General features: G+C 38.0%; 24 protein-coding genes. 12 read left to right on the top strand and 12 right to left on the bottom strand.

What is annotated here, in order from left to right; translation table 11 throughout:
- Window positions 1-224 precede the first annotated feature (224 nt).
- Genes greB through coaBC form a run of 4 tightly spaced genes read right to left on the bottom strand, consistent with a single transcriptional unit; the run spans window position 225 to window position 3,593 of the window.
- Window positions 225-692: a transcription elongation factor GreB gene (gene greB / locus AC2INI_RS00535; RefSeq protein WP_486305087.1), complete on the bottom strand. Its 468-nt coding sequence runs from the start codon at window positions 690-692 to the stop codon at window positions 225-227.
- A 36-nt stretch (window positions 693-728) separates the two neighbouring features.
- Window positions 729-1,667, bottom strand: a complete 939-nt coding sequence (locus AC2INI_RS00540; protein ID WP_486305088.1) for a Kdo(2)-lipid IV(A) acyltransferase — start codon at window positions 1,665-1,667, stop codon at window positions 729-731.
- A gap of 58 nt (window positions 1,668-1,725) precedes the next feature.
- Window positions 1,726-2,316, bottom strand: a complete 591-nt coding sequence (slmA, locus tag AC2INI_RS00545) for a nucleoid occlusion factor SlmA (protein ID WP_122033341.1) — start codon at window positions 2,314-2,316, stop codon at window positions 1,726-1,728.
- Window positions 2,317-2,363: 47 nt separating this feature from the next.
- Window positions 2,364-3,593 carry a bifunctional phosphopantothenoylcysteine decarboxylase/phosphopantothenate--cysteine ligase CoaBC gene (gene coaBC, locus AC2INI_RS00550; RefSeq protein WP_486305089.1) on the bottom strand — a complete coding sequence of 410 codons (1,230 nt, stop codon included), beginning with the start codon at window positions 3,591-3,593 and terminating at the stop codon, window positions 2,364-2,366.
- A gap of 215 nt (window positions 3,594-3,808) precedes the next feature.
- Here coaBC and radC point away from each other — a divergent pair, with 215 nt between their 5' ends.
- The 6 genes from radC to AC2INI_RS00580 all read left to right on the top strand — a co-directional run bounded on the left by radC (window position 3,809) and on the right by AC2INI_RS00580 (window position 9,038).
- A complete protein-coding gene (gene radC, locus AC2INI_RS00555) occupies window positions 3,809-4,483 on the top strand; it encodes a RadC family protein (protein ID WP_122033339.1) in 675 nt (224 codons plus the stop codon).
- Between the two features lie 195 nt (window positions 4,484-4,678).
- Complete coding sequence (rpmB, locus tag AC2INI_RS00560) at window positions 4,679-4,915, top strand: 50S ribosomal protein L28 (RefSeq protein ID WP_122033338.1); 237 nt, start codon at window positions 4,679-4,681, stop codon at window positions 4,913-4,915.
- Between the two features lie 13 nt (window positions 4,916-4,928).
- A complete protein-coding gene (gene rpmG / locus AC2INI_RS00565; RefSeq protein ID WP_012549068.1) occupies window positions 4,929-5,096 on the top strand; it encodes a 50S ribosomal protein L33 in 168 nt (55 codons plus the stop codon).
- A 446-nt stretch (window positions 5,097-5,542) separates the two neighbouring features.
- On the top strand, window positions 5,543-5,998 hold the full coding sequence (locus AC2INI_RS00570; protein WP_486305090.1) for a hypothetical protein: 456 nt from the start codon (window positions 5,543-5,545) through the stop codon (window positions 5,996-5,998).
- 228 nt (window positions 5,999-6,226) lie between these two features.
- On the top strand, window positions 6,227-7,051 hold the full coding sequence (gene mutM, locus AC2INI_RS00575) for a bifunctional DNA-formamidopyrimidine glycosylase/DNA-(apurinic or apyrimidinic site) lyase (protein ID WP_486305091.1): 825 nt from the start codon (window positions 6,227-6,229) through the stop codon (window positions 7,049-7,051).
- Between the two features lie 7 nt (window positions 7,052-7,058).
- Window positions 7,059-9,038 carry an LTA synthase family protein gene (locus tag AC2INI_RS00580; protein WP_486305092.1) on the top strand — a complete coding sequence of 660 codons (1,980 nt, stop codon included), beginning with the start codon at window positions 7,059-7,061 and terminating at the stop codon, window positions 9,036-9,038.
- 112 nt (window positions 9,039-9,150) lie between these two features.
- On the opposite strand, the gene coaD is transcribed toward AC2INI_RS00580, so the two are convergent.
- From coaD to AC2INI_RS00600, 4 genes are read right to left on the bottom strand one after another with little or no spacing between them, the layout of a single operon-like run.
- Window positions 9,151-9,633: a pantetheine-phosphate adenylyltransferase gene (coaD, locus tag AC2INI_RS00585; protein ID WP_486305093.1), complete on the bottom strand. Its 483-nt coding sequence runs from the start codon at window positions 9,631-9,633 to the stop codon at window positions 9,151-9,153.
- Between the two features lie 2 nt (window positions 9,634-9,635).
- On the bottom strand, window positions 9,636-10,682 hold the full coding sequence (locus AC2INI_RS00590) for a glycosyltransferase family 4 protein (RefSeq protein WP_486305094.1): 1,047 nt from the start codon (window positions 10,680-10,682) through the stop codon (window positions 9,636-9,638).
- Between the two features lie 5 nt (window positions 10,683-10,687).
- Window positions 10,688-11,470, bottom strand: coding sequence for a glycosyltransferase family 2 protein (locus AC2INI_RS00595; protein WP_486305095.1), 783 nt, complete (start codon window positions 11,468-11,470; stop codon window positions 10,688-10,690).
- A 35-nt stretch (window positions 11,471-11,505) separates the two neighbouring features.
- Window positions 11,506-12,549 carry a glycosyltransferase family 9 protein gene (locus AC2INI_RS00600; protein ID WP_486305096.1) on the bottom strand — a complete coding sequence of 348 codons (1,044 nt, stop codon included), beginning with the start codon at window positions 12,547-12,549 and terminating at the stop codon, window positions 11,506-11,508.
- A 193-nt stretch (window positions 12,550-12,742) separates the two neighbouring features.
- Between AC2INI_RS00600 and AC2INI_RS00605 the strand changes: the two genes are divergently transcribed.
- Genes AC2INI_RS00605 through rfbC form a run of 5 tightly spaced genes read left to right on the top strand, consistent with a single transcriptional unit; the run spans window position 12,743 to window position 16,882 of the window.
- Window positions 12,743-13,435 carry a 3-deoxy-D-manno-octulosonic acid kinase gene (locus AC2INI_RS00605; protein WP_486305097.1) on the top strand — a complete coding sequence of 231 codons (693 nt, stop codon included), beginning with the start codon at window positions 12,743-12,745 and terminating at the stop codon, window positions 13,433-13,435.
- A gap of 16 nt (window positions 13,436-13,451) precedes the next feature.
- Window positions 13,452-14,546 (top strand): dTDP-glucose 4,6-dehydratase, encoded by a 1,095-nt coding sequence (rffG, locus tag AC2INI_RS00610; RefSeq protein WP_486305098.1) that lies wholly within the window; start codon window positions 13,452-13,454, stop codon window positions 14,544-14,546.
- Complete coding sequence (rfbA, locus tag AC2INI_RS00615; protein WP_486305099.1) at window positions 14,546-15,439, top strand: glucose-1-phosphate thymidylyltransferase RfbA; 894 nt, start codon at window positions 14,546-14,548, stop codon at window positions 15,437-15,439. Before rffG ends, rfbA begins: the two co-directional genes overlap by 1 nt.
- Window positions 15,439-16,320, top strand: coding sequence for a dTDP-4-dehydrorhamnose reductase (gene rfbD / locus AC2INI_RS00620; protein ID WP_486305100.1), 882 nt, complete (start codon window positions 15,439-15,441; stop codon window positions 16,318-16,320). The genes rfbA and rfbD overlap by 1 nt, the downstream gene beginning before the upstream one ends.
- A 4-nt stretch (window positions 16,321-16,324) precedes the next feature.
- Window positions 16,325-16,882 (top strand): dTDP-4-dehydrorhamnose 3,5-epimerase, encoded by a 558-nt coding sequence (gene rfbC / locus AC2INI_RS00625; RefSeq protein WP_486305101.1) that lies wholly within the window; start codon window positions 16,325-16,327, stop codon window positions 16,880-16,882.
- A gap of 40 nt (window positions 16,883-16,922) precedes the next feature.
- On the opposite strand, the gene AC2INI_RS00630 is transcribed toward rfbC, so the two are convergent.
- A complete protein-coding gene (locus tag AC2INI_RS00630; RefSeq protein ID WP_486305102.1) occupies window positions 16,923-17,885 on the bottom strand; it encodes a glycosyltransferase family 9 protein in 963 nt (320 codons plus the stop codon).
- Between the two features lie 99 nt (window positions 17,886-17,984).
- Here AC2INI_RS00630 and AC2INI_RS00635 point away from each other — a divergent pair, with 99 nt between their 5' ends.
- Window positions 17,985-19,835 carry a DUF3413 domain-containing protein gene (locus AC2INI_RS00635; protein ID WP_486305103.1) on the top strand — a complete coding sequence of 617 codons (1,851 nt, stop codon included), beginning with the start codon at window positions 17,985-17,987 and terminating at the stop codon, window positions 19,833-19,835.
- Window positions 19,836-19,885: 50 nt separating this feature from the next.
- Here AC2INI_RS00635 and AC2INI_RS00640 read toward each other — a convergent pair whose 3' ends face one another.
- The 3 genes from AC2INI_RS00640 to AC2INI_RS00650 are packed head-to-tail and all read right to left on the bottom strand — an operon-like array spanning window position 19,886 to window position 23,603.
- Window positions 19,886-21,157: a hypothetical protein gene (locus tag AC2INI_RS00640; protein ID WP_486305104.1), complete on the bottom strand. Its 1,272-nt coding sequence runs from the start codon at window positions 21,155-21,157 to the stop codon at window positions 19,886-19,888.
- An 11-nt stretch (window positions 21,158-21,168) separates the two neighbouring features.
- A complete protein-coding gene (waaA, locus tag AC2INI_RS00645; RefSeq protein WP_486305105.1) occupies window positions 21,169-22,437 on the bottom strand; it encodes a lipid IV(A) 3-deoxy-D-manno-octulosonic acid transferase in 1,269 nt (422 codons plus the stop codon).
- The gene (locus AC2INI_RS00650; RefSeq protein ID WP_486305106.1) at window positions 22,434-23,603 is read right to left on the bottom strand and encodes a glycosyltransferase; all 1,170 of its coding nucleotides are present in this window, start codon (window positions 23,601-23,603) and stop codon (window positions 22,434-22,436) included. The genes waaA and AC2INI_RS00650 overlap by 4 nt, the downstream gene beginning before the upstream one ends.
- Window positions 23,604-23,619: the final 16 nt, after the last annotated feature.

The following is a 23,619-nucleotide window of genomic DNA, read 5'->3' on the forward strand; positions in this document are numbered from 1 at the left end:
CAAATTTTTATATAAGGGGAGGCTAGGAGGGGTTGCTAGTGATAATGTTTAGTTTATCTGAATCACTGAATTATGGTGTAACCAACCCCCTCTAACTCCCCCTTATATTAACAATGTCACTTTCATAACCTCAGTGATAAAGGGGGAGAACCTTCTTTGGTGCTGCAACTACAGCGATCTCTGCTAAGCTCTTCCTGAAACCTTTAGGCGAAGCCGTCCTGCTCTTAGTACCTAATCGAATTCACAAACCATTCTTTATTCCCCTCCGGCGTTTTCACAATCGCTTCTTCATCCACTTCTTTCTTGATGAGCGCTCGCGCCATAGGAGAATCTATCGAAATGTAATCATGGCGACCAAAAATTTCATCTGGGCCGACAATGCGAAAAGAGAGGGTATTGCCTTGTTCGTTTTCAATTTCCACGAACGCACCGAAAAAGATTTTGCCATCTTGTTGGGGGGAGTAATCAACGACTTTGACTTGCTCCAAACGCTTACGTAAATAACGTACACGGCGGTCAATTTCGCGCAGGCGTTTCTTATTGTATTGGTAATCTGCGTTTTCGCTACGGTCACCTAAGCTAGCGGCCCAAGTCACTTTTTTTGTGACTTCGGGGCGTTCTTCCTTCCATAGAAACGTGAGTTCATCTTGTAGCTTATTAAAGCCTTCACGTGTGATTAAATTGGTTTTCATCTTTCCCTAGTTTAACTCCGAAATAGCGACATCCGATTAATCGTAACGAATGCCTTTTTTAATGCTTGGATCTTCCATGGTCTTAAATCGCTTATGCAGCCACATCCATTGAGGAATACCACGAAGAATGACACGCTCAACGGCTTGGTTCATTACTGTCGCAACGCCAGTGGGATCTTTCTTCGGAAATTGATCGCTGATGTCATGATCAATCTGCAGATGATAATTATTGTAGGTTCTAAACCCTGATGCAGTGATTACAGCACATTGGCTAGCACTGATTAAAATATCAGATCCAATAGTGGTGCAAGCATCGGGAACCGCAAAGAAAGGCACAAATACTGACTTATTTCGATTGTAGTCGTGGTCTGGCAAATAACAGACTCGCTCGCCATCGCGCAACTTACGAATCATTTCCTTTACGTCTTTACGATCAATGGCTTGATTTCCGTGGCTAGTGCGTCCCCAGTACTGAATAAAGTCATAAGCAGGGTTGTTGTGAGGTCGATAAACGCCGTAACCAGGAGAGACCGCTGCCATAGCTCGACAAGTTAGCTCAAGATTAAGGGCGTGAACAATAACGACCAATACGCCTTTTTTTTCTTTCTCAAAATCTAATAGATGCTGCACATTCTCGTAGCTAAAGTGCTTTTCTATACGCCAGTTTGGCCACACCCAAGCCATCCCAGTTTCAAAAATAGCCAACCCTGAGTTTTTGAAATTCTCAATAACGATAGCTTCGCGCTCAGGTGAGGTCATCTCAGGAAAAGCCAATTCAAGATTACGGCGAGCAATATGAGCGCGAGACTTACTAAATTTTAATCCTAGAAAGCCTAACCCTCGAGCGAGTTTATAGGTCGCTTTATAAGGTAAAACCGTGACGATAGTGAACAATAAACCAAAGCCAAACCAAACCCCCCAATATTTAGGGTGCAGAAGAGAGATGGAGAATTTAGGGGCTTGATATTTAGACATCGTAAACCTGTTTGAAAAAGACCAATCTAACGTGAAATACCGTTAGATTGGGTTGGATTTATTGGATCTGAGCACTTAATAGTGCCCAATACTCATTAAAGTTTGCGGTTGGCTGATATTTGAAATCAGATCGTACAAAGCGACAGAAGCTGCCTTCCACTTGACCAACAAGTTGTGCAGCAAGAATACCCTCATCAACAGGGAATGCTTTACCTTCACGTATCATACGCTCACGTAATATCTGTTTGAATTGCAGTTCAATACGTTCGAAGATTTGATTAATTCGTTCACGAAGACGCTCATTTTCAAACATTAATGCGTGACCAGTCATAATTCGAGTTAACCCCGGATTACGTTCAGCAAACGCCAGTAGAAGTTTTAATAATAGCTCAATACGTTTTAAGGTATCTTTTTCATCTTCAATAATTCGATTGATACGAGAGAATAGAGATTCTTCAATAAACTCAATCAACCCTTCAAACATTTTTGCCTTGCTTGGAAAGTGGCGATATAACGCTGCTTCGGATACACCCACTTGTTTAGCAAGTTTTGCGGTAGTAATACGTGAAGCACCTTCGTTAGATTCCAACATTTGTGCTAACGCTTGTAATATTTCATCACGACGATTTGTTTTTTTTGTTGTCGTCATTGTTGTTCCTTTGTCTTTTTTATTTTTAAGTGCTGTTTTTATAGTATCTAGTTAGCGCAGCGTATAGTCTCTAGTCTCTCAACTATCTCCAACATAATCGCCTTACCCAACTCTGACTTCACCGTTAACGGTAATGCTTTATCGCCGCCTTTCCAATACAGATGAAGCGCATTGTTGTCGCTATTAAAGCCTTGTCCTTGAATTGAGACATCATTCGCACAGATCATATCTAGATTCTTACGTTCTAATTTGCCACGCGCATACTTTTCTACATCTTGAGTTTCTGCAGCAAAACCAACAGTAAAAGGACGTTGCTCAGTCATTGCAGCAACCGACGCAACAATATCAGGGTTCTTCACCATTGTGATGGTCATACCGTCATTATCGGCGGTTTTCTTCATTTTTTGAGGGGCAACTTGGCTAGGTCTGAAATCAGCCACCGCAGCACAAGCAATAAAGAGTGAGTGAGATGATGTTTTACTCATGACAGCACTATGCATCTGTTCTGCACTTTCAATATCAATACGCTCAACATTAGCTGGAGTAGCCAAACCTACAGGGCCACTAATTAAAGTGACTTTTGCCCCTAATTGCGCAGCCGCTTCTGCAATTGCAAAGCCCATTTTTCCTGAGCTGTGATTTGAGATGTAGCGAACTGGATCAAGCGCTTCACGAGTTGGACCTGCCGTGATTAATAAAGATTGGCCATAAAGTGGTTTATCTTCATCTTTTTGAAAAAAGTCTTCACACAAATGCACCAGCTCCATTGGCTCAAGCATTCTGCCCATCCCAACGTCACCACACGCTTGCTGACCAGCTGCAGGACCCCAAATATGCATACCACGGCGAGCTAGGGTCGCAATGTTCTCTTGAGTCGCTAGATTGGCATACATTTGTTGATTCATCGCCGGAGAAACGGCAATAGGTGAATCCGTCGCAAGCACCAAAGTACTTACTAAATCGTTACCCATGCCAGCTGCCATTCTTGCGATTAAATCGGCAGTAGCAGGAGCCAGTAATACGATATCAGCCCATTTAGCCAGTTCAATGTGTCCCATCGACGCTTCTGCAGCAGGATCTAATAAACTGTCAGCAACAGGGTGACCAGAGACGGCTTGCATTGTCAGAGGCGTAATAAACTCTTTGGCTGCGGTTGTCATCACAACACGAACCTCAGCGCCACGCTCGATAAGTCGACGAGTGAGCTCTGCACATTTATAAGCAGCTATGCCGCCACTAATACCAAGAAGAATACGTTTTCCTGAGAGAGATGCCATGACGCGACTTACCTTTAAGTGATTCACCATTAATGCGCTAACCATATCATAATTTTTTTTCAGAGTGATGCACTTCAATCTCTTGATGCAAGTAAATGAGCAAAAACATAATTGCAATCAAGCTTTGAAGCAGGCCGAAGGCTAGGGAAGGAGAAAGGTAAGGTCAGAGGATTGATTGTAACCTGTATAAATATTAATCATCACATGAGTCATTTATGTCTTTAATGAATTTGCCAGAGGAATCCCGTCCAAGAGAGAAGTTACTTGCCCTAGGGCCAAAGTCATTAACCGATGCAGAGTTGCTAGCTATCTTCCTTCGCACTGGTATCAAAGGAATGAACGCGATTGAACTGGCTGACAAGTTATTAAAAGAATTTGGATCCTTAAGAAAATTATTAGGATCGAACGAAAGTGAATTTTGCAGTCACAAAGGATTAGGCTCGGCAAAGTTTGCCCAGTTGCAAGCTGTCGTTGAAATGACTGAGCGATATTTATTTGAAAAAATGGAAAAGGAAGATGCGCTCACCAGTCCAGAGCACACCAAGCGTTATTTAACACGAATATTAAGAGATCGGCATCGAGAAGCTTTCTATGTACTTTTTCTTGATAACCAACATCGAGTACTTAAAGGGGAGGTATTATTTGAAGGAACAATCGATGCTGCAGCGGTCTATCCAAGAGAAGTTGTAAAAAGATCGATAGATTATAATGCAGCCGCCATCATTTTAGCGCATAATCACCCATCTGGTGTCGCAGAGCCAAGTCAAGCTGACAGAAGGATAACAAAACGTATCTCAGATGCAGTAGAATTGGTTGATATCCGAGTCCTCGATCATTTTGTGATTGGTGATGGAGAAATAGTCTCTTTTGCCGAAAGAGGATGGATTTGAGTGTTTTTTTAAGCAATTGAATAAAAAAAACACAAAAAATAGTAAAAATGACCCATTAGGGTCTTGAGCAATGCGCATTCAGTTAGTATAATGCGCGACCTTTGATAGCCTTGAATTATTAATTTCATTTGGAATTAATAGTGGTTTTTTGCCACCAAGGTGATATCGAGCTGAAACGATTTGGAGAAGACAGCAATGTCCCGAGTATGCCAAGTAACTGGTAAGCGTCCTGCAGTTGGTAACAACCGCTCACACGCAAAAAATGCCACCAAGCGTCGTTTTCTGCCGAACCTACAAACTCATCGTTTCTGGGTAGAAAGCGAAAAACGCTTCGTTAAACTTCGTCTAACCGTTAAAGGTATGCGTATCATTGATAAGAAAGGCATCGATGTCGTTCTTTCTGAAATGCGTGCTCGTGGCGAGAACGTTTAAAAGGATCTAGAAAATGGCTAAAGGCGCACGTGAGAAAATCAAGTTAGTATCAACTGCTAACACTGGTCACTTCTACACAACTGATAAGAACAAACGTAACATGCCTGGTAAAATGGAGATCAAAAAGTTTGATCCTGTTGTACGTCAGCACGTTCTTTACAAAGAAGCTAAAATCAAGTAATTCTATTACTGATTGCAACTTTGATAATATTGAAAACCCAGCCTTGTTGCTGGGTTTTTTTTTTGCGTTAAAATCAGGGAAAGAGCTAGAGTTCAGATCGCTACGCTTGCAGAATTCAGAGGAGCTTGCTTCTAGCTCCTCCCCTTTATCGACATAGCTACTTGGTTGATAAAGTAAATATAAGGGGAGGCTGGGAGGGGTTGCTAGTAAAGAACTAGAAACTATACGCTGCGCTTGCAGGTTTCAGGTGTGCTTGCTTTTGCCTTTCCTGAAACCTGAATCCTGAATCCTTCGCTTTTTGCTTTTATAGGAGCGAAGTGGTCTAGTTAGCGAAGCGTATAGTCTCTAGTTTCAAATATCATACGCTGAAATCACAATGTTCACCTCTGAACTCTGCAAGGGAGCTTGCGACCGATCTGAACTCTGCTTTTAAAAAAGGATTTAAAATGAAAAAACTATCACGCCGTAAATACAACAATATGCTGATCATCTTTGTATTACTCTTCATTGGCGTCCTACAAGCCCCTCAGCTAATCAAAACCTACTTACTCGAACCAGAACAACAAGTAGAAACGATAACAGGCGTACAGCCTTTATTTGAAGGTGTTAATGCCATCCAAAAAATGCACTTTGCAGATTATGATCTTACTTCCGATACGTCAAAAACAGATAGCCAATTGATTAAACGCTGGTTTACTCTTGAAGGTACAGTACTAAACGAAGAATCAGTGAAAGTACTCAAAACCAAATTACCAGCACCAAACACGGTAGAAGTGTGGTTTGCAGATCAAGAAGAACCACAGCGTGTGACTATTTACCAAGCGCCGAATTTCTGGATGATGCAGAACTGGCAGGGTGAATGGATAGCGGTGAGTGCGGAAGAAGGGTATTTGTTTAGGTAAGAGCTAGAATTCAGATCGCTTCGCTTGCAGAGTTCAGAGGAAGTTGCTTCTAGCTCCTCCCCTTTATCGGCATAGTTACTTGGCTGATAAAGTAAACATAAGGGGAGGCAGGGAGGGGTTGCTAGTCTCTAGTTTCAAATATCATACGCTGAAATCACAATGTTCACCTCTGAACCCTGCAAGGGAGCTTGCGACCGATCTGAACCCTTATTTTAAAAAGGATCTTAAATGCCAGAACTACCAGAAGTCGAAACCAGCCGATTAGGAATAACACCACACCTACAAGGTCAAACTATCAAAGCGATTACGGTGAGGACCGAGAAGCTGCGCTGGCCGATCCCACAAGAGCTACAAAAACTCGTAGGGCAAAGAATTCAATCCATCCGCCGTCGTGCTAAATACTTAATGATAGATACCCCAGAAGGCACAGCTATTATTCACCTTGGTATGTCTGGTAGTCTACGCATACTTGAGGAGACTATCCCACCAGCAAAACACGATCATGTGGATCTTGTATTAGATAACGGTAAACTTCTTCGCTATAACGATCCTCGTAAATTTGGTGCTTGGTTATATTCTGAAGTAGGCGTATCACATGATGTACTTGCTAAGCTTGGTCCTGAGCCACTTACCGATGTATTTAATGCGGAATATCTAGCAGAAAAAGCAAAGAATAAAAAAGTCGTCGTAAAGCAGTTTATTATGAACAACGCCGTTGTGGTGGGGGTGGGTAATATCTACGCCAGCGAATCTTTATTTATGGCAAAAATACATCCTAAGACACCAGTAGGTAAATTGAAGCCAAAACAAATACAAAGATTAGTGAGTGAAATAAAAATCGTACTCGAAACCGCGATTAAACAAGGTGGAACTACCCTAAAAGATTTTAACCAAGTTGACGGGAAACCAGGTTACTTTGCACAAGAATTGCATGTCTACGGTAGAGCCAATAAACCGTGCCTAAGTTGCAACTCTCTCATCCAAGAAGAGAAAATAGGGCAACGAAATACATTTTGGTGTGATAAGTGCCAACCATTACCTAAAACAAAATAGAGAAACCATGAACTTTCAACAAAATTTCAAACAACTCAGTAGAACCATTTGGTTATCTGTTTTTATCGCAGTAATTATATTATCGGTTGGCCGTTTGGTGTTTTTAGCCAATATTGTCGACACAACAGAGCTTGCGCATCGAGGTACTGATTTATGGCGTGCACTATTTACCGGCTTACGCTTTGATTTAAAAATAGTAGTGATTGGTTTTGCACCTTTATTGCTCATTGGTCTGGTTCTCGCTATTTTCCCAAAAGCCTATCGTGTCTTTTCAAAAATAATCCCTTGGTACGCAGGGCTTATCTTTTTCCTTGTTACTGGTTTTTCCATTGGTAATTATTACTACTACCTTACCTATGGTAATCACATTGATGTATTTATCTTTGGATTAGCAGATGATGATACTAAGGCCGTATTAGCCAATGCTTGGACTGATTACCCTATTTTATTGTCTTTTATTAGTAGTGTGATAGTGGCTTTTTTGTCTGCCTTTGTTGTACGTACTGCAGTAAAGAAAATGCAGCAATGGGAATGGAAACTACAACACAAAGTAATCACTTCTGTCTCTGTTTTTGTGATGATCTTGACGATATTCTTCTTTGCACGAGGCACGCTAGGCTCCCATCCATTAAAACGTTATCACGCGCAAGTTTCAGATTATAAAGTGCTTAACAGTATCACTCCTAATGGGTTAATCGCACTTGAGTGGGCGAAAAGTGATTATAAAAAACAGAATAAATTTCACTCAGTAGGTAAAGCTGATCTTGAAGCTCAGTTTACCAAGGTGGTTGGTAATCCTACGGGGCAGTTTACGACACCCTATAATGCTTATTTAGCAGAGAACAAACCTCATGTTGTTATGGCATTAATGGAAGGTATGGGAACTAATGTTCTTGTTGAAGATAACTATCCAGAAAATGACTTATTAGGAGCATTGCGACCAGCCTTTGAGTCTGATTTTGTTTTTAAGCGATTTTTAGCGGAAACAACGGCGACCATTAATACGTTAGTGAATATGCTAGGACAAAGTAATGTTCCTACTATCAGTCACTCTTCTGCTCAAAAAGTAGAAGTCGCAGCAGCGGCAGCCCGTCCTTATAAAGCTGCAGGGTATAAAACGATTTTTATTACCGCCACCAATGGTATGTGGCGTAATGTCGCTAATTATTTACCATCTCAAGGTTTTGATGAGATCTTAGATGAAAACGCCATCTTAAAAGCTTTTCCTGAAGCAGAGGAATTTCGTGGTGAATGGGGCCTTTCAGATGAATACGCCTTTAAACTAGCAGAAAAAGAGTTAAAAGAAGCTACTCAGCCTCTTATGATCTATATCTTAACTATTACAAACCACACTCCTTATGAAGTACCAGAAAATTATGATGTAAAGCCAATTAAGGTAAGCGAACGTTTGGTGAATCGAATGCGATCTACTAAAGAAGAAGCGACTCGATTATCTGAAACTTATCAATATGCCAATAATGCATTAGGTGAGTTTATTTCGGATATTAAACAATCCTCACTAGGTGATTCAACATTGATAGCTGCAACAGGGGATCATCGTTTAAGAGGCTTTACAATGTCTTACCCTAATGATCTTCCTATTATTCATGCGGTACCATTTTACTTATATGTACCGATGAAAATCCAACAGCAAGTTCCCAATGAATATGATAAAAATCGAATGGGCTCGCATAAAGATATTTTTCCAACCTTGTATGCATTTAGTCTTTCAGAGGCTAATTACTACAGTTTAGGCGGGCGTAATTTATTGGGAACAGATAATGCAGCAAGATTTGGTTATAATCCTGAAATGACGTTTACCAGAGATGGTATTTATTTAAATGCCAAACCTGAAAAGCTATATCAATGGATTGAAGAATTAGAAGTGAGTAATGAACCCATTCAAAATGACGATAAGCAGTTAGGTAATGAATATCATAAATTACAAAGTTTATATATTAATGGCCAAGTGAAAGGTACACATTAACGTCTATTAGCTTGGTGTGATTTCTCAAGTTGATACAAATTATATTAAAGGCCATTCATATTAGAATGGCCTTTTTTGTGAGGACTTAAATATGTATTTAGAGTTAAGAGTCTTAAGAGTGTAATTTATCTTCTAATGCAGCGTTAACACAGTTAGGTACAAACTCTTCTACATTACCGCCATGAAGTGCAACTTCTCTTACGATTGTTGAAGATAAAAAAGCAAATTCTTCAGAGGGGGTAAGAAAAACACTCTCTAATTCAGGCATCAATTTACGATACATACTAGTTAAGCCAAATTCATACTCAAAGTCCATCGTTGTTCTTAAGCCTCGAACCAATAGGTTTGCTTGTTTTTGTTTAGCAAAATCAACCATTAGTCCAGAGAAGCCTTCGACAGTCACATTATCTAATGAAGATACCGATTGTTTTACTAATTCAACGCGCTCATCGAGAGTAAATAGAGTTTTTTTACTTGGACTAGCAGCAACAGCGACAATGATGTGATCAAACATAGTTGAAGTGCGTTTAATTAAGTCCAAGTGTCCATTTGTAACTGGATCAAACGTTCCGGGGTAGATAACTCGAGTTGCCATAGCTATTTTTTTCCATCAATAATCGTTTGATAAATATCACGATAAAGAGAAGTTGTATGCTTTATGTCAAATATAGCAAGTTTTTCTTGTCCGCCAATAATCAATTTATTGCGTAGAGGTTTGTCTGTCGCTACTTGATAAATAGCATTAGCAAGAGCTTGAGCATCTTTTGCTTTCACTAATAAACCTGATTCCAGATCATCAATAATATCTGGAATACCACCTGCATTACTGCCAATAACTGGTAGTTTAGCGCCCATCGCCTCTAAAATAACAGAGCCTAATCCTTCACTGTAAGAAGGGTGGATCAGTAAATCTGCAGCCGCAAACCAATCCCCCATACGATTTTGTTTCCCTAAGAAGGAGATATTCTGTAAATCGTATTCTTTTACTAAATTTTCTAGTTTTTCTCGTTCTGGTCCATCACCAAGTAAAGCAAGGTGAATGTTAGAATCTAGATCTTGAAGTAACTTAGCGGCTTGAACAGTTGTCTGATGTCCTTTATGGTGCAATAAGTTTGCCGCTTGAATCACTAAAAATTGATTAGAAAAACGACGCCAAATAGTATCTACATTCTCTTGCTCTACCGAGTAACTAACAGGTGAGCTTGGGATTTTATAAATAACCTTGTCTGGATGACGTTCTTTAATTTTAGATACGATCTCATTACTTAAACCAACCAGAGCTGTAGCATTTGAATAAGCAATATTTGATAACCATTTGTCTTTCAGTGGATTATCAATCCGGCGAGTCACAATATAAGGCACACCAAAGCGCTTAGATTGAATTAGCGCCCAGTAAATAGCTCGTCCTTCATGCACATGAATAACGTCACAGTGCTCAGTTATTGATTTTTTGTGCTGTTTTGAAAAGTGACTAGCAAGCACTAACTTACAATTCAGTTTTTTGATTTCGGCCACAAAAGGGCTTTTAGGGTTTGCGACAACAGTAAGTTGATAGCCTTCCTTTAGCTGACGAGTAATCAACTGTAAAGTTTGGCGTTCTCCGCCACTAAAACCAGAGGCTAAATTTACATGACAAATATGCATAGTGTTTACCAAACCTTATTGAAATCTTCGTTCTCAAGTACTTTAGGGTCACGTTGATATTCAAGTAGCTTGGCGTATTTTAAATAGCTATTAATTGCAGAACTAAGAGCGACTGTCATACCATCAACACCACCTAAGAAGCCTCTTTGGAAAACATACTTACGAATAAATGCATTTAAGCCATGAGTAAAAGGAGAAAAGCTATTTGCGCGCTTTCCTTTTTTATACATGATTTTCGCAGCTCGGCCACTAAAGTTGCGGCCTGGTTTTGCAAATAGTTGACCTAGGTTTTCAAAAGAGTAATGAATAATATCGGCATTAATACGATCTGGGTTTTTCGCTTGAACTGATGCGTGTTGTTTTACATCAGCAAAGCGTGTTTTTGTTCGATCATAAAGGCGAATGCAGAAATCAGGATACCAACCACACTGTTTAACCCAACGACTACCAATGTAATTGCGGCGGCGGAAAGCGAATGCATCATGAGACGTCGATGTTAAATCTAATGCTTTAATCGCACCCTCCATTTCGTCGGTTAAACGTTCATCTGCATCTAAACTTAATACCCAATTATTGCTGGCATAATCAAGGCCAACATTTTTTTGAATACCATCGCCAAGGTAACTTTGAGTGATAACCTTAGCTCCAAGCTGCTCTGCAAGCTCTACGGTATTATCTGTGCTGTTAGAATCCACAATAATTACTTCAGAACACACTTTCTGTAGTGATTGAATGCATTCAACAATATTTCTTGATTCGTTTAAAGTAATAACAATGCCAGTGATCATAGGTGCGCCTTGTTTATTGTAATGTGTTTTAATTATTATAAATTGAGTAAGGTTTTTAAGGGAGTTTTTACCATATCAAGACTAATATCTTGCATTATATGGTTGCCTTTGACGCGAGTGCTCCACTTTAATTCATCAATCGTTTTATCATGTTGTGTTGTTACGTGTTGTTCATACACGCTAACCACATAAGGAAAGCTGTTATAAGGCCCGGTACGTTTTGGGTTACTATGACCATACAATCCAACAACAGGTGTATTTTGTGTGGTAGCAATATGAGCGGGACCCGAGTCAGGGGCAATTACAACCTGTGCTTTATTTAATACCGCAGTTAACTGTTTTAATGAAGTTTTACCAATCAAATTAATAATAGGTAATTGAGTTAAAGATTCAATATTGTCACCAAGCTGTTTTTCACGATCACTTGGCGACCCACAAAGCACCACTTGGTAACCATGTGTATGTAACCAATCAGTCAGTTGAGCATAGCGCTCAGTGAGCCAATTACGTTCATCTTTACTTGCTGCAGGAGAAATTACCACATAAGGCTTATTTGTTGGGATATGTTCATCAACAAAAGATAAATCTGCGTTGGATAATGGAATATTCCAGGTTGGTTTACTTTTAGGTACACCTAAATATTCGACAAAAGAATAAAAGCTGTCGAGAACATGTGTCGATGCAGTATCTTTAATTTTGCGATTAGTGAACAACCACTGGCCTTCTTTAGCGCGTTTTCGATTAAAGCCGACTTTATATTTAGCTTTTATACCAAGAGTTAATACACTAGCACGTAGTGCCAATTGCATGTGAACTAATGCATCAAACTTCTGTTCCTTTAATTGTTCCCAAATAGCCTTCATTCCAGTAAACCCCAACTTTTTATCAAATGGGATCACCATAATTCCAGGTAAGTCATGGATCAGTTGTGCTTCTACCTTTCCGACAATCCAAGTGATCTTGGTACTTGGCCACTCTTTTTGAATTGTTTGAACTGCAGCAATAGCGTGGCATACATCACCGATAGCGGATAAGCGCAATATACATAAAGAGTCAGGGGCTGAAGTGAATAAAGCCATAAGGATGTTTACCCAAAAAGAATGAGGTAGAATTATGCTATTAACGTTCATAAATGTAAAATGGCAAACACGCAGGATTCAGATCGGTCGCAAGCTCCCTTGCAGAGTTCAGAGGGAGTTGCTGTTATTTTCGTAATAACGGCGAATACCTCTGAACCCTGCAAGCGAAGCGATCTGAACTCTTGGTTTTTATATGAAAATAATCCAAACAACAAAACAAACCATTTGGTATGACGACTCAATCTTAACTGACTTACCAGAGCAGTGTTGTGATCCCGAATATTGGCAACAGCAAAATAAAGTCATTGGTTCAGCCCAAGGGCGAGGAACGACATGGTTTGTAGCTCTTGATAAGATGGATGCCGCATTGCGCCATTATCGTCGTGGTGGGTTGTTTGGGAAGCTAATTAAAGATCATTACATATTCACAGGTTGGGAAAAAACACGCAGTTACCAAGAGTTTCAGCTTTTAAATACGTTAATAGAAGCGGATGTTAATGTACCAAAGCCAATAGCAGCAAAAGTAGTAAAGCGAATCTTTTGTTATCAAGCTGATTTATTAAGTCAAAAGATACCTAATGCACGTGATTTGGTTGCGATTTTGCAAGAAAAACCATTATCAAAAGAGATATATCAAAAGATTGGTAATGAAATTCGTAAAATGCACGCAGTTCAAGTCAATCATACTGATTTAAATATCCATAACATTTTGATTGATGATAAAGAGAGTGTCTGGATTATTGATTTTGATAAGTGCTATCAACAAAAAGGCGATGACTGGAAGCAAAATAACTGGGATAGATTAAAACGCTCGTTTGTAAAAGAAGTGAATAAAAAGAATATTTATTGGACGAGTAAAGAGTGGAACCATTTACTTGGTAATTAAAAATTAAGGTATAAACATGAAAATATTAGTTACAGGCGGTGCAGGCTTTATCGGTTCAGCGGTTGTTCGTCACATTATCAGTAACACACAAGATAACGTTATTAACCTAGATAAATTGACTTATGCGGGTAATTTAGAATCACTATCTGATGTTGATTCTCATGAGCGTTATGCGTTTGAACAAGTTGATATTTGTGATAGAGCTGAATTAGACCGAGTATTTTTAGAGCATAAACCAGATGCTGTGATGCACCTAGCAGCAGAATCTCATGTTGACCGCTCTATTGATGGCCCAGCAGCATTCATTGAAACTAATATTGTAGGTACTTATACCTTACTTGAAGCAACGCGTTTTTACTGGAATACCTTGTCTGATGATAAAAAACAAGTATTTCGCTTTCACCATATATCAACAGATGAAGTGTATGGTGACTTAGAAGGTACAGATGACTTGTTTACTGAAACAACATCGTATGAACCTTCTAGCCCATACTCTGCATCTAAAGCCTCTTCTGACCATCTGGTTCGAGCTTGGTTACGTACTTATGGTTTACCGGCAGTAGTAACCAACTGCTCAAATAATTACGGTCCGTATCACTTCCCTGAGAAACTTATTCCATTAATGATTTTGAATGCACTAGATGGTAAGCCATTACCGGTTTACGGGAATGGTATGCAAATTCGTGATTGGTTGTTTGTTGAAGACCATGCGCGTGCTTTGTACAAAGTAGTTACTGCAGGTGAGGTAGGGGAAACTTACAATATTGGTGGTCATAACGAAAAAGCGAATATTGAAGTAGTTAAGACCATTTGTTCATTGCTTGAAGAGTTAGCCCCTAATAAACCAGAAGGGGTTAACCAATACCTTGATTTAATTACCTATGTAACAGACCGACCTGGACACGATGTTCGTTACGCAATTGATGCGTCGAAAATTGAGCGTGAGCTAGGTTGGAAACCAGAAGAAACATTTGAATCAGGTATTCGTAAAACTGTTGAATGGTATTTAGATAACAAACAATGGTGGTCACGAGTGTTAGATGGTTCTTATGCAAGAGAGCGTTTAGGCACATCTTCAGAGTCTACAGTAATTGAAAAGGCGGCTAAATAATGAAAGGTATTGTACTTGCAGGTGGTTCTGGTACTCGTTTATACCCACTGACTCGTGGTATATCAAAACAGCTTTTGCCTATTTACGATAAGCCAATGGTGTTTTATCCAATTTCGACGTTAATGCTTGCGGGTATTAAAGACATTCTAATTATCACCACTCCTGAAGATAATGCTGGTTTTAAACGTTTATTGGGTGATGGTTCAGATTTTGGTATTAACCTAGAGTATGTCATTCAACCAAGCCCTGATGGTTTAGCACAAGCGTTCATTATTGGTGAGGAATTCATTGGCGATGACAGTGTGTGCTTAGTGCTTGGTGATAACATCTTCTATGGGCAGTCTTTTAGTCAACAACTGATTCGAGCTAGAGAGTTAACAGACCAAGGTTTAGCTACGGTATTTGGTTATCAAGTAAAAGACCCTGAGCGTTTTGGTGTGGTTGAGTTTGATGAAGAGATGAAAGCGGTTTCGATTGAAGAAAAACCAGAAACGCCAAAATCAAATTATGCTGTAACAGGTTTGTATTTCTATGATAATCGAGTGGTAGAAATGGCAAAGCAAGTCAAGCCTTCACATCGTGGTGAGCTTGAAATTACCACACTAAATGAAATGTACCTAAATGACGGCTCGTTAAGTGTTGAGTTATTCGGTCGTGGTTTTGCGTGGTTAGATACTGGTACTCATGAGAGCTTGCATGAAGCATCGTCGTTTGTACAAACCATTGAAAATGTACAAGGGCTAAAAGTAGCATGCTTAGAAGAGATTGCTTGGCGAAATAGTTGGTTAAATGACGAACAAGTATTAGCTCTTGCAAAGCCAATGATGAAAAATGAATATGGGCAATATTTAACTCGCCTAGTTAATGAAAATCAGAAGAAGGTGGCGAGCTAATGCGAGTATTGATTACAGGTTGTCACGGGCAGGTGGGTTATTGTTTAACTCAACAACTTTCTGGTGATGAAAATACAATCGCACTAGCGCTTGATAAAGAGAATCTTGATATTACAAATCAAGAGGCGGTAAATAATGCAGTAGCTGAGTTTCAACCAAACATCATTATTAATGCTGCTGCGCATACTGCAGTAGATAAAGCTGAAGAGGAAGTTGAACTTTCTTATGCTATTAATCGTGATGGTCCTAATTATTTAGCACAAGCTGCACAAAGTGTTGGTGCTGCAATACTGCATATTTCAACGGATTATGTATTTGAAGGCAATAAAGTGGGTGAGTATCAAGAAACTGATACTACAAACCCACAAGGTGTCTACGGTGAAAGTAAATTAGCAGGTGAAATTGCAGTTGCTAATGCGTGTGATAAACACATTATTCTTCGTACTGCTTGGGTGTTTGGTGAGAATGGCAATAACTTTGTGAAAACCATGCTGCGCCTAGGCACTACTCGAAATGAACTAAGTATTGTCGGAGACCAATTTGGTGGTCCGACATACGCAGGTGATATTGCTCATGCGTTAGTTCAAATAGCAAAGCGAATTACAGGAGGTAATGAGATTGATTACGGTATTTATCATTACTCAGGCTTACCTCATGTGAGTTGGTTTGAATTTGCTGAAACTATTTTTGATACAGCGGTTAAACAAACCGTTATTTCAAATAAGCCGATCTTAACAAATATTACAACTGACCAATACCCAACACCAGCAAAACGTCCAATTAATTCTCGATTAAGTACAGATAAAATCACAAAGAACTTTGCAATTAAAGCCAGTGATTGGACTGCTGCATTAAAGAATATCCAAGCATATAAAGGCTAAGATAATGAAAGCAATTGATACCCGCATTCCTGATGTGAAAATTATAGAGCCAAGTGTTTTTGGTGATGAACGAGGTTTCTTTATGGAAACTTGGAATCAAAAGCAGTTTGAAGAGCTTGTAACAGGTAAGGCTACGCAATTTGTTCAAGATAACCATTCAAAATCTAAAAAAGGGATTTTGCGTGGATTGCATTACCAAACAGAAAATACGCAAGGGAAATTAGTGCGTGTGGTGTCTGGTGAAGTGTTTGATGTTGTCGTAGATATTCGAAAAAATTCACCGACGTTTGGTCAGTGGGTTGGAGAATATTTGTCGGCTGAGAATAAGCGTCAACTTTGGGTGCCAGAAGGCTTTGCTCATGGTTTTTACGTGATAAGTGATGAAGCAGAATTTGTTTATAAATGTACAGACTATTACAATCCGAACGCTGAAATATCAATTAAGTGGAATGACTCTACATTGAATATAGAGTGGCCATTAAATGATGAGCCCTTACTTTCTAATAAAGATCAGGTTGGATTATGTTTTTCACAAGTACCTTATCATTGTGTGATTAAATGAATAAACTTACCTTGTTTTGAATTCAAGGTAAGTCAGTTCTTTATTGTCGATTAAGTTGTGCTAAAGCTAATGCGCTAACCTTATCGACAGTAATTGAATTAATACATTTATCTTCTTCATTTGGTGCAATAGTCCAAGAGTTTTCATGTGAATAAAACCACTCATTCATTGTGTTGTATGGAGAAGCCTCTGGGTTTTTCCATCCCCATAGTGTTATTAGAGGTACGGTTAACATCTGAAAGATATGAGTTGGTCCGCAGTCATTAGCAATAGAAAGTTTAGAGGACAAAGCTAGTTCAATCAGGCTTGATACCGTAGGGCAATGATGAATTTTGGTTGGAATATTCGCAATTTCACTTGGAATGCTTTCTTCGTAATGTTTCTCATCAGGACCAAGAACCAAATTAACTACGGATAGTTCAGGGTAGTGAGTAGCAATTTGTTCAGCAGTAGCTAGATAATGTTTTAGAGCCCATCGTTTATAGTCACCAGCTCCACCGCCTGGAAGTAAGGTTAATCCCACGGCTTCTTTTTGGGTGTTAGTATTAACTAAAGACTTGATAATGTTAGGTCTGTAGTTCTTATCTCTAACGCTATTTAATAAGTTTAGGTGGCTATTTGCAATGTATTGAAAACCTTTATTTATATGAAGATAGTGTAGGTAGCAATACTTGTGTAACGTATTACTACTGTGCCCAAATGATTGTTTAATATGACTTAATTTTATAGCGGCATGTACTTTATCTGAACCTGAATATAAATTATATACGGCATCATATTCATGAGCTTTAAGTTCATTAACTAAACGAAAAAAACTAAACTTTTTATAGTTGATAATTGAAGTAATAGCATCCACAGTAAGTAACACTTTGCTTTGTTCGAACTTTGACCATACTTCAATTTTTGCATTCGGGTATTCAGCTTTTAATGCGCAGAAAAAAGGTAATTGAGTTAGAATGTTACCAAAGTGTGGTCTGCTTGGAACAAAGACCGCTATTTTCATTGTTATTTCCCTTTTTTATTTACACATTAAATCTGTGCGAGATTATATAACGTTTTCAATATTTACAGTACAGGTGATAAGGCTTACACCGAGTTAATTATGCAGAATATATCTAATTTTAAACAAAAACTTCATAGTCATGGCTGGTTTATATTAATAAATAGCTTAATTGCAATGGCGATTACAACTCGTTATTTTGCTTTTTTACCAGAAATTCCAACAGATATACTGGGACTAACCTTTTTAGTATCAGCTACTTTTAGCCAAATGGTATTGCTTGCTGGGCTAATAGGCTTGGTTGCAATTCCTATGCTCCTTATCTCAAATAGTAAAATTAGAAATGGACTTCAAGCATTCATAGCCTCGCTTGGTATTGCTGTCTTATTTATCGATACGTTAGTGTTTGCACAATATCGGTTCCACATTAATGCGGTTGTGCTTGAATTAGTTTTATCTGGGCAAGTCGTTAGTTTTCCATTGATTACATGGATAACGGTTATTGGCGGGGTGATTGCACTTGTTGTCGGTCAATACTTATTGATTTCATGGCTAGAAAAGCCAGCTGCGATAACACAAAATAAGTTAGGCCGTAAATTTGCTCTTATTACGTTCCTTGCACTGTTAGCAACACACGGTATTCATATATGGGCTGCAGCGAATGCTTATCAACCAGTGACTACCGTTAAGCGTTATTTACCTGTGTTTTATCCTGCAACATCAACAAGTATGATGAAAAAATATGGCTGGGTAAATGAAGAGGCTATCGCTCAACAAAAAGCGATGAAACTTAATCGTAAGAGTGATTTAAATTACCCACTTGCGCCATTACAAAAAGAAGTTGTAAAAAAACCAATAAATATAATGATCTTAACGATTGATTCATGGCGTGCAGATACTTTTAATGCTGAAAATACCCCAAACATGTGGCAATACGCACAAGATGGGATGATTTTTAATAATCATATAGCAACAGGTAATGCGACACGGACTGGTATCTTTGGTTTATTTTACGGTATTCCTGGAACGTATTGGCATGGTTTTCTAGCGAACCAAAAATCACCAGTATTGATTGATCGTCTCCAAGAATTAAATTATGAAATGGGAATATTCACAGCCGCGCAACTTGAGAAGCCTGAATTTAATCAGACTGTATTTAAAAATATCCCTAATTTACGAATCAAATCAGAAGGTAACTCACCATCAGAGTTAGATAAAGACTTAACTAAAGATTGGTTGGAGTGGTATGACGAACGTGACACCTCAAAACCTGCATTTTCATTTTTATTCTATGATGCACCGCATGGCTATGATTTCCCTAAAGACTACGCACATCGTTATGAACCAATGCTAGATAACATTAATTATTTAGAATTAAACAATGACACCGATCCAACCTTGTTTTTTAATCGCTATAAAACCAGTGTTCACTTTGTTGATAGTGTAGCAAAACAAGTTTTAGATAAATTAAAAGAAACAGGTGATTTAGATAATACAATAGTGATCATTACAGGCGATCATGGACAGGAAATGAATGATAATCGTATGAATTTCTGGGGACATAATAGTAACTTTACTGATGCTCAAGTAAACGTCCCTTTTGTTATTATTGCTCCTGGTGTAAATAGTAAAACATTAGATTGGAGTTCGGATGATTTAACAAGTCATCAAGATATAGCACCAACATTAATGAAACACTATTTAGGAATAACTAATAACATTAAAGATTATTCTGCAGGTGAAGATTTACTAGGTAAGCATGTAGATAGGAATTGGATCATGTCATCTAACTACAGTGGTTATGCAATTATTGATAAAGAATCAATTTTAGAGGTTGGTGCGACAGGCCAGTATCAATTGCTTGATAAGAAAAACCAACCAATGAAAGATGCTCAATTAAATTATCAACATCTTCAAGAAGCGCTAGAGCAGATCAGTCGATTTAGTAAATAAACAGTTGTAACAAGAAGCCTTCTTGATTAAGAAGGCTTTTATGAAATATTTTAATAAAACGTTTTGTTTTTAAAAACATCTCCATTTATGGTGATAAACACTTCATCAGCTTTGATGTGTGTTTGAAAATAACTATGGTTACCATAATATTGGTAGCCATTTTTTTTTATTTTCTGATTAACCCAGCGTTTAAGTCTTTTCTCAAGTCTATCTTTCGAACGTAAATCATGCATCGTATCAAAAGCGAGGACTTTTTCTTGCTGCTTTGAGTAAGCCAATGCGTGGCTATAACAAGAGCTATCGCCTAGTAATGAGCTACTTCCAAACCATGGTGGCAGAGCTGTTCTAGAATGCTCTGGGCCATAAGGGAATAGTTTTATGCCTCGTAGATGATTAACATAAAATAGAATATTTTCAGGAATAAATGTACTTTTTTGTAGTGCTAAATGTAAAGCAATAGCAGAGGCAATATGCTCATCGTGAGGATCAATTTCAGGATGAGTAACCAAAATAGTTCTAGGTTTAATATGCTCAATAAGTTCAATAATATCTTGAATTAGAGACTCCCCACTATTTATATTATGAGTATCATTAGATAGCTTCACATGATTCCATTGACGAAAGTTATTCGGAGATATATCAGAAATGGAAGGGTGTGAGACAATGTCTTTTGGAGTATTCAGTACAGATGAACTTGAAATGTTAAAGTAACCTAAAGACAACAGTTGTTGCATAGGTACTTTAGCGAGTAAAGGCGTTGTCATTGCGTTCCAGCTTCGAACATAACCTTTACGTTTCTCAGCTAGTGAAATGTCAGTATCTAAGTTTTGAATATATTGGCGTTCTAATCCTTGTAAATTAGAGCCAGTATTAATCGTTGCGATCCAAGTATTAAGAGCGTGATCACTATATAAGCCATATGCAGAAAGCTCTGCGTCATCAGCATGAGGGGCAATAATTAATATTGGCCCTGATGTTAGATCAGGGTTTTTAAAACCAAGTAATTGACTATTAGAAGATATTTTACAGTTTTTGCATGTGATTGAGATGTCTTTTAAGTTTTTTATTCCCGTAATATTTAAATATCGAATACCTTTCTGGCCAGCTTCAAAGTATTGTTTGGTCGATAACACATGATTATTTACTGAAATGACTCCAGGCTTCTTTTTGCTTAACGATGTATAGTTGAAACGCAGTAAAATCGAGTGGTTGTCGATTATAGATGAATCTTGATTCTTGCATTCCACAAAACCACTATCCGAAATAATAACTGAACATTCCCAAGTGGATTTTAATGGATATTCGTAATTAACTTCTTTCATTCCATCATCGCCTATATCTTATTAATTTGATGCAGTGTTTTCATTACAGCACCTGTATTTTTTTTCATAAAACTTAAAGCATTTTTTCGTAGAAAATCTCTATATTGTTCATTCTGAAAAATGGAAATAAGGCTATCAGTTAGCTCCGTAGCATTATGAGAAATGGTAACAGTATTATTATTGATAAGTTGTTGGGTAATTTCTTGAAAATTAAAATAACTTGGACCAGTCAAAGATGGTTTTCCCAATGCTACTGGTTCTAATATATTATGACCACCAACTTTATCACCAAGTAAGCTTCCCCCCATAAAACAGATATCAGAAGCACCAATTAACGTCAACATCTCACCCATCGTATCACCTAAATAGACTTGAGTATTTTCCGTTACTGTTTGTTTAGACGTACGTTTAATCGTGCGAAAATTGAAGTTTTGACATAGTTCAAATACTGAATTGAAGCGTTCGGGATGACGAGGTACTAAAATCAATAGCGCATTAGGAGTGTCATTTATTAAAGATGCGTGAGCTGCTAAGATTTGTTCATCTTCACCCTTATGCGTACTTGCCGCAATCCATATAGGCCGTTCTTCTCCAAGTTGTATACGTAGGTCTATTCCTGATTTTCGTATTTGTTGTGTAATGTCGATATCAAACTTTACAGAACCAGTAACATGCACTTTTTCATTCTTTATACCAAGAGCAATGAATCGTTCTGCGTCATCTTGATATTGGCAACAAATATGAGTTAAGTGCTTACCTAGTAGGTTAAATAGTGGCTGTATTTTTTTATAACCTAAGAATGACTTGTCAGAAAGACGAGCGTTTAATACTGAAATAGGAATACCAAACTTTGCAACAGTATGCAGAGTATTTGGCCATAATTCTGTCTCCATGATCAGCATATTTTCAGGTCTTGTTGTTTTTAAAAAGCGACGAACCGCAAAACAAAAATCAATAGGCATATATCTATGCTCAACCAAATCGCCTAGTTTTTCGATTTGTTCAGCACCAGTACTAGTTGTCGTTGTTATAAGGATCGGTTGTGCAGGGTTCTGTTTCTTTAATGCATTAATAATAGGTACTGCAGCAATGGCTTCACCAACCGAGACAGCATGAATCCAAATCGGCCTTTCTTTGGATTTTAAGGGAGGAGAAAAACCAAAATGCTCTTTCCAACGCAGATGAAATGGCGGCTTCCCATCTTTTTTTTTATATAAAGAGTAGAGTAAAATAGGAGACAGTAAAAAGAGCAAAATAGTGTAAAAAAAGCGAAGTATCATGCTGAAAACTCATTTATATATTTATTGATAATCGTTTTAGCATCAAAATTATTCAGTGTCTCTTTTATAGAAGAATCAAATGACTCGTTCCATTCGGTATGTAAAGCTAAGTATATCTTTTCACCAAGAGACTCCGGAGTTTCCTGTGCTAGAAAATGGGTTAAACTTCCATTCATAATTTGTCTAACTCCCCCTTTGCAGTCTGTGGATACAACTTTTGTCTTACAAGCTAAAGCTTCAATCAATACCATACCTAAGCCTTCTGATTTAGAACTTAGGACAAATAATTCTGCTTGTTTATACCAAGGGAAAGGGTTGGATTGTTGGCCTTTTAAATAAATACGTTCTGTAAGATTAAGATCGACAATTTTTTTCCGTATCGAATCTAAGTCTTTACCGCCTCCTACAATTAATAGGTCTTCTTCAATGTTATAACGACTAACAGCATAATCATAAGCTTCAATAAGCAAGGAGAAATTTTTATTAGGAACTAATCTACCTAAACCTAAAATGTATGGATTATGATGAAGTTGTTTTGGCGTATGGGACTCTAATTCAATTTGTTGAAAATCATTTGGATTGGAAATCATCAGGTGTTTTTTGGGTTCAATTGAATGAGTGGTTACTAAATCCAAAAAACTCTCATATGCACCATCAGAAACACAAATAACTTTTCTATTATTAAATAATTTTGAGAATATATATTTAGATAACTTTCCATATCTATATTTAGTTTGCACACTTTCACAAACATAAACATATCGAGGATCATGTAAGTTCCATAAATGTTCAAACGTACCTTGCCCCCTAAAGATAATCAAATCAAATGGGAGTCCATTTTTTTTCTCTAATTGGTTAAGTTTCTTTTTAAAAAAATAAGACTCAGCAAAAGCAAACCAAAGAGGGAATGTTTTTTTTAAAACTATATTTAAAATTTTGCAAATAAAAAACCATATAATCCCAATTCCCGTTGATAAAACAGCTTTTTTTAAATTAAACAGATGAACAGGTAAATTTTTATTTCTTGGGTTAACTTCTTTTTTTCGGTTTTTTAAATAAATTAATTCAGTAGAATGGCCATCATTGTAAAACGCATCGGCTAAATTGACAGCAACGCGTTCCATTCCTCCAATTTTTAAGCAATTAACAACAACGGCAATTCGCATGGTTTTTCCTAAATAT

The sequence above is a fragment of the Aliivibrio friggae genome (assembly GCF_057368515.1).

Coding starts and splice junctions, on each gene's coding strand:
- rpmB (WP_122033338.1), top strand. CDS start 4,679: ATGTCCCGAGTATGCCAAGTAACTGGTAAGCGTCCTGCAGTTGGTAAC.
- radC (WP_122033339.1), top strand. CDS start 3,809: ATGTCTTTAATGAATTTGCCAGAGGAATCCCGTCCAAGAGAGAAGTTA.
- AC2INI_RS00570 (WP_486305090.1), top strand. CDS start 5,543: ATGAAAAAACTATCACGCCGTAAATACAACAATATGCTGATCATCTTT.
- rffG (WP_486305098.1), top strand. CDS start 13,452: ATGAAAATATTAGTTACAGGCGGTGCAGGCTTTATCGGTTCAGCGGTT.
- coaD (WP_486305093.1), bottom strand. CDS start 9,633: ATGGCAACTCGAGTTATCTACCCCGGAACGTTTGATCCAGTTACAAAT.
- slmA (WP_122033341.1), bottom strand. CDS start 2,316: ATGACGACAACAAAAAAAACAAATCGTCGTGATGAAATATTACAAGCG.
- rpmG (WP_012549068.1), top strand. CDS start 4,929: ATGGCTAAAGGCGCACGTGAGAAAATCAAGTTAGTATCAACTGCTAAC.
- waaA (WP_486305105.1), bottom strand. CDS start 22,437: ATGATACTTCGCTTTTTTTACACTATTTTGCTCTTTTTACTGTCTCCT.
- AC2INI_RS00590 (WP_486305094.1), bottom strand. CDS start 10,682: ATGCATATTTGTCATGTAAATTTAGCCTCTGGTTTTAGTGGCGGAGAA.
- AC2INI_RS00635 (WP_486305103.1), top strand. CDS start 17,985: ATGCAGAATATATCTAATTTTAAACAAAAACTTCATAGTCATGGCTGG.
- AC2INI_RS00650 (WP_486305106.1), bottom strand. CDS start 23,603: ATGCGAATTGCCGTTGTTGTTAATTGCTTAAAAATTGGAGGAATGGAA.
- greB (WP_486305087.1), bottom strand. CDS start 692: ATGAAAACCAATTTAATCACACGTGAAGGCTTTAATAAGCTACAAGAT.
- AC2INI_RS00630 (WP_486305102.1), bottom strand. CDS start 17,885: ATGAAAATAGCGGTCTTTGTTCCAAGCAGACCACACTTTGGTAACATT.
- AC2INI_RS00640 (WP_486305104.1), bottom strand. CDS start 21,157: ATGAAAGAAGTTAATTACGAATATCCATTAAAATCCACTTGGGAATGT.
- AC2INI_RS00580 (WP_486305092.1), top strand. CDS start 7,059: ATGAACTTTCAACAAAATTTCAAACAACTCAGTAGAACCATTTGGTTA.
- coaBC (WP_486305089.1), bottom strand. CDS start 3,593: ATGGCATCTCTCTCAGGAAAACGTATTCTTCTTGGTATTAGTGGCGGC.
- AC2INI_RS00540 (WP_486305088.1), bottom strand. CDS start 1,667: ATGTCTAAATATCAAGCCCCTAAATTCTCCATCTCTCTTCTGCACCCT.
- AC2INI_RS00595 (WP_486305095.1), bottom strand. CDS start 11,470: ATGATCACTGGCATTGTTATTACTTTAAACGAATCAAGAAATATTGTT.
- rfbD (WP_486305100.1), top strand. CDS start 15,439: ATGCGAGTATTGATTACAGGTTGTCACGGGCAGGTGGGTTATTGTTTA.
- rfbA (WP_486305099.1), top strand. CDS start 14,546: ATGAAAGGTATTGTACTTGCAGGTGGTTCTGGTACTCGTTTATACCCA.
- AC2INI_RS00600 (WP_486305096.1), bottom strand. CDS start 12,549: ATGGCTTTATTCACTTCAGCCCCTGACTCTTTATGTATATTGCGCTTA.
- mutM (WP_486305091.1), top strand. CDS start 6,227: ATGCCAGAACTACCAGAAGTCGAAACCAGCCGATTAGGAATAACACCA.
- rfbC (WP_486305101.1), top strand. CDS start 16,325: ATGAAAGCAATTGATACCCGCATTCCTGATGTGAAAATTATAGAGCCA.
- AC2INI_RS00605 (WP_486305097.1), top strand. CDS start 12,743: ATGAAAATAATCCAAACAACAAAACAAACCATTTGGTATGACGACTCA.